Genomic DNA, 4,764 nt, shown 5'->3' with positions numbered 1-4,764 from the left:
AGCCGGCGCCAATTCGACACGATCCATGGTCGCTGCGCGCGGCAGGGCCGCCAGGCTGGGCGAGCGATCCCTGGGACACATGGATCCGGGTGCCGCCTCGGCCGTCATCATCCTGCGCGCGATGAAGGACACTTTTGGCGAACCGCAGGGATAGGCGGTTCTGGCGGCCGTGGCAGGCGGCGCACGCCGAACGATGGCCTGTCACCGAGTTAGCCTTTGACCGCTCCAGCGGTCATGGATTCCGATATCTGCCGATACATCACAAGCCCCAGCAATGCCGGCGGCAAGGCGCCCAGCATCATGACCGCGGAAGCGGTTCCCCATTTTACGCCACCGCCGCTTGCGGCGAAGAAGAAGGACGCGCCGACCGTCATCGGGACGGCACGACTGGTTGTCAGCATAAGGCCGAAGAGGAATTCGTTTCAGGCGGAGATGAAGGTTGTGACCAGCCGGGCGGATCACCGGCCGGACGATCATCATCATCACCTGCAAGGAGCTTGCGCCATCGACTTTCGCTGCCTCGTCGAGTTCGGCCGGCACATCGACCAGCGGCCACAGACCCCGTTGCGCCCCGATTCAGTCGTTGCAACAAACCTGTGTCCGAGACCAAGCCTTGGCATTACAGTCTCAAACGCTCTCCCTTGGGGTCGTACCAAGGCGTGAGCTGCGCGATAGCGGTGTATCGCTTCCACGCGACTTCGATCTCAAGTGGCGCGGCTGCGAGCCAGGTATCGTCGACGCCGTCCTCGCATTCCATGTAGCCCATGCCGAGCGAGGCCCGATGCGGTGGCCGTTCGGCGCCGACCTTCGCACAGCCGGTTCGGTCCGCATTGGAGGTCGCCCCAGCCGTCCTGCGGATCCGTTCGAGGCAATAGCCGACGGCATCGGCATGGTGCCAGAGAACCGCAAGGAGCAAGGGCTGTTCCTCGACCATTCGGTGGAGGACAATATTGCGATCAGTTCGCTCGACCGCTTCGTGGCGGCAGGCGTCGTCAACCGGACAGAGCGGCGCGATGCAGTTCTGACACAGATGAAACGGCTGGGTCTCAGGCTCAACGCTCTCTCGCTGCCGGTGAAAGCCCTGTCCGGAGGGAACCAGCAGAAAGCAGCGCTCGCGCGATGGCTGCTTCGCGATTCCAGGGTGCTGATCCTTGAGGGCACCCGCGGCGTCGACATCGGCGCAAAACGGGAGATCTACGAGGAGATCGATCAGCTGGCGCGCGCCGGCAAGGCAATCCTCGTCATATCGTCGGACCTACCGGAAGCTATCGGCATAAGCGATCGCCTCCTGGTCATGCGCCAAGGCAGGATCGTGTCCGAACTGTGAGCGTGCGGCCGCCGTGCTGGTTGATGTTACCCAGGGCTCTGCCGTCGACGCTTTTCAGGAAGCGGTTTTCAGGAATTCGTCGGCGTTCCTTCGCCTCGAAGCGGGTCAGACACTCGGGCTCTGAGTCCCTCGATCGCCGAGGAAGCGGAAGCGATTCCAACCCCGTTCGCCGAGCATCGCTTAAGCCTGCTTGACCCGGCGCGCGACACGATGGCAGCGGAACGAAAGTCGTTGAACAAGGTTTACCCAACGAAGGGCGTTTTTCCTTTTAAGGGATTCGAAATAAAAACCCTCATCTTGGGCGCATTGGCCCTTTGTTTGGCCGCGCCTACGGTCGCTTCGGCGGATGAATTTATCGATCGAATCGACGAACAATGATAACCGAACGTCGCCGCCGAGGCTTCTATCTGCACCAGGCAAGTCCGAGCCCATCGGTTTTCAAGATGGCGTCAATGGTTTCCAGATGTGGGTGGAAATGATGTCTCGCAGTTCCGTGCGTACCGCGCGGAAGAGTGGGCGAAAGTTCGAGGACATTGGTCGCTGCGAGGAGGTCGCGAGGATCAGCTGTCGGGTAATCGGCGGGTCGAATGGCCAGACCTCGATGCGGCCAGCCTCGACAAGGAGATGCACGGAAGCATAGGGCAGAACCGTATAGCCAGTACCTTCCTCGACCAGCAGCAAGGTTGAAGGCATCGCCTCCAGCTCCATCTCGACACGCGGATAGATGCCATGCTCCGCCAGGGTATTATCAATGAGCCGCCGCAGCCCGTGCGGGCGGCTGGGCAGTATCATCGGCAGCTCAGCGAAGACGTTGAGGCCGACTGGCCCGCGCGGCAACACGCGCTCGGACAAGACCGGTCCGATCAGAAACAGTTCGTCATCGGCGAGCGGTTCGGTCAGCACGGAAGGATGGTTCGGCGAATTGTAGAGCACCGCGGCATCGATGCGACCGGCGATCAGCCATTCCAGGATATGGCCGCTGAAGCCTTCGATGACTTGCAGCGCGACATTGGGAAACTCGTTCTTGATCTTCTTGACCAGCGGCACCGTGAGCACGGTGCCGACCGAAGGCGGCACGGCCAGCACCAACCTTCCCTTCGGCGAGGATTTGAGGTTCGAGACGGCATTTTGCGCCAGCCGCATCCGCTCGACGATCTCGTCGGCATGAGCCTTCAAAAGCACGCCCGCCTCGGTCAGCACGACACCGCGGCCGTTGCGATAAAACAGCTCAACGCCGAGCTCCTCCTCAAGCCCGCGAATATGGCGCGTGACCATAGGCTGGGTGACATTGAGGTCGAGAGCGGCCTTTGAGAAGCTGCCAGCCGCACCGACGGCGATGAATACCTGTAGCTGCTTCGTGTCCAACTCTCACCCCAACCGTCCGCTGCTGCAGAGCCTCCGGGCTGACCCATCGGCGTCCGTGTCACATGCCGAACGGGTACTTCTGGCCTCGGACATTCAAGAACACGGCATAGACAGACGTTGTCGCCGTGATGAACAGCCGATTGTTGCGCGGCCCACCAAAGGCCAGGTTCGCAACCATTTCCGGCACCTGAATTTTCCCGATGAGTTCACCTTCGGGCGTATGGCATTGTACGCCATCCCATGCGCTGATCCAGAGATTACCCGCGATATCAACGCGAAAGCCATCTGGAATGCCGGGCGATATGTTTGCGAAGACGCGGGAATTTACCAATCTGTCGCCGTCGACGTCAAACTGCCTGACGTGATGTGGAGCGCTGCGGTCGGTGAGGAAGCCGGAGTCCGAAATATAAAGGTGCTTCTCGTCAGGCGAGAAGGCGAGCCCGTTCGGCATGGAGAAATCATCGGCAACGACTGTGATCATCCCCGACTGCTGATCGATCCTGTAAACGCGGCAGCCAGCCTGCTCCTGTAGGCCCTTGCGCCCGACATAGTCTGAAATGATCCCATAATTAGGATCGGTGAACCAGATGCTGCCGTCGGATTTCACGACCACATCGTTCGGCGAGTTCAAAGGCTTGCCATCGAAAGAGGCGGCCAGCACGGTGATCGAGCCGTCCCATTCGGTACGCACGACGCGGCGCTCCCCCTGCATGCATGTGATCAGCCTTCCGTTGCGATCGCGTGTGCTGCCGTTCGGGTTGCAGACATGGCTTCGGAACAGCGAAACCGCCCCCGTGTCCTCGTCCCATCGCAGCATGCGGTCGTTGGGGATATCGCTCCAGATCAGGGAGCGAAGATCGGCGAAATAGACCGGTCCCTCCGCCCAGCGATTTCCCGAATGGATGGTTTCGAGGAATGCGACCGGATCGATCAGGTCGCCGAACCGCGCGTCGATCATTTCGTAGCAGGACATCGGCCACCTCGCCTATGGCAGCCGGATCGCGACGGTCTTGGTCTCGGTGTAGAGTTGGAGCGCCTGCTCGCCGAGTTCGCGCCCCCAGCCCGATTGTTTGAACCCGCCGAAGGGCATGGTGACGTCATTGAAGTTGTGGCAGTTCACCCAGACCGTGCCGGATTTAATCTTTGCGGCCAGCCGATGCGCGGTGCCCAGATTGTTGGTCCAGATCGATGCGGCAAGGCCATACTCGGTGTCGTTGGCATCCTTGGCGAGTTTGTCCAGGTCCTCGTCGTCGAAAGGCATCGCACAGGCCACCGGTCCGAATATCTCTTCGCGGATCACCGACATGTCCGGCCGCGTCCGGGAAATGACCGTCGGCTTGACGAAATAGCCGACGTCACCCGCACGCCCGCCGCCCGTGACGATCTCGGCGCCGTCACTCCTGCCTTCCGAGATCAGTCGGGTGATGCGTTCCATCTGCTGCTGAGAGACGACGGGGCCAAGCTCCGTCGCAGGGTCAAGCCCGGCGCCGAGCTTCAGCTTTTCGGCGCGCGCCGCGATCCCGGACATGACCTTGTCGTAGATCTTCTTGTGAACGAAGAAACGCGTTCCCGCGCCGCAGCTCTGCCCGGCATTGAAGAATGCCGCGCTCGAGGCGCCGGCCACCGCCATGTCGATATCGGCGTCGCCCAGCACGATGGTCGGCGCCTTGCCACCAAGCTCAAGGCTGACCTTCTTGAGATTGCCGGTCGCGGCGCGAGCGATCAGCCGACCGACTTCGGTCGAACCGGTGAAAGCCACCTTGTCGATATCGGGATGGGCCGCCATCGCCGCGCCAACCGTTTCGCCAAAGCCGGTCAGGATATTGACCACACCTTCCGGAAAGCCGGCTTCCTGAACCAGCTTGCCAAAGTAGAGCGCTCCGAGCGGCGTCTGCTCGGCCGGCTTGAGCACGATGGTGCAGCCGGCCGCCAGTGCCGGCCCCACCTTCCAGGCGAGCATGCTGAGCGGGAAGTTCCACGGGATGATCTGGCCGACGACGCCGACCGGCTCGCGGCGGGTGTAGGCATGCCAGTCGCCCGGTGCGTTGACCGTCATCGTCTCGCCATTGATC

At 61.6% G+C, this 4,764-nt stretch carries 7 protein-coding genes and 1 pseudogene; 3 read left to right on the top strand and 5 right to left on the bottom strand.

Annotated features, from left to right (window positions below; all coding sequences use genetic code 11):
• On the top strand, positions 1-154 hold a 154-nt coding region (locus EOC06_RS32830; protein WP_128309749.1), incomplete at its 5' end, for a DAK2 domain-containing protein.
• Between the two features lie 55 nt (positions 155-209).
• Here the strand turns inward: EOC06_RS32830 and EOC06_RS32825 are convergent.
• Both EOC06_RS32825 and EOC06_RS44090 read right to left on the bottom strand, forming a co-directional pair.
• Positions 210-549, bottom strand: a pseudogene (locus EOC06_RS32825) (carbohydrate ABC transporter permease); the annotation flags it as partial.
• A gap of 70 nt (positions 550-619) precedes the next feature.
• Positions 620-916, bottom strand: coding sequence for a hypothetical protein (locus tag EOC06_RS44090; protein WP_245470290.1), 297 nt, complete (start codon positions 914-916; stop codon positions 620-622).
• Here EOC06_RS44090 and EOC06_RS32820 point away from each other — a divergent pair.
• Both EOC06_RS32820 and EOC06_RS40415 read left to right on the top strand, forming a co-directional pair.
• Positions 830-1,327 (top strand): ATP-binding cassette domain-containing protein, encoded by a 498-nt coding sequence (locus EOC06_RS32820; RefSeq protein ID WP_245470289.1) that lies wholly within the window; start codon positions 830-832, stop codon positions 1,325-1,327. The two genes, EOC06_RS44090 and EOC06_RS32820, sit on opposite strands and share 87 nt — an antisense overlap.
• Before the next feature lie 231 nt (positions 1,328-1,558).
• Positions 1,559-1,705: a hypothetical protein gene (locus EOC06_RS40415; RefSeq protein ID WP_164762718.1), complete on the top strand. Its 147-nt coding sequence runs from the start codon at positions 1,559-1,561 to the stop codon at positions 1,703-1,705.
• Between the two features lie 60 nt (positions 1,706-1,765).
• Here EOC06_RS40415 and EOC06_RS32815 read toward each other — a convergent pair whose 3' ends face one another.
• From EOC06_RS32815 to EOC06_RS32805, 3 genes are all read right to left on the bottom strand, one after another.
• Complete coding sequence (locus EOC06_RS32815) at positions 1,766-2,692, bottom strand: LysR substrate-binding domain-containing protein (protein ID WP_128309748.1); 927 nt, start codon at positions 2,690-2,692, stop codon at positions 1,766-1,768.
• Between the two features lie 58 nt (positions 2,693-2,750).
• Positions 2,751-3,665: an SMP-30/gluconolactonase/LRE family protein gene (locus EOC06_RS32810; RefSeq protein ID WP_128309747.1), complete on the bottom strand. Its 915-nt coding sequence runs from the start codon at positions 3,663-3,665 to the stop codon at positions 2,751-2,753.
• Positions 3,666-3,677: 12 nt separating this feature from the next.
• Positions 3,678-4,764 (bottom strand): aldehyde dehydrogenase family protein (locus EOC06_RS32805; protein ID WP_128309746.1); only part of this gene is annotated, 1,087 nt, incomplete at its 5' end.

Origin of the sequence: Mesorhizobium sp. M7A.F.Ca.MR.362.00.0.0, assembly GCF_004023175.1 — a bacterium.
Lineage (GTDB): Bacteria > Pseudomonadota > Alphaproteobacteria > Rhizobiales > Rhizobiaceae > Mesorhizobium.
The sequence above is the reverse complement of the archived record's forward strand: the minus strand, read 5'-3'. Positions and strand labels throughout refer to the sequence as shown.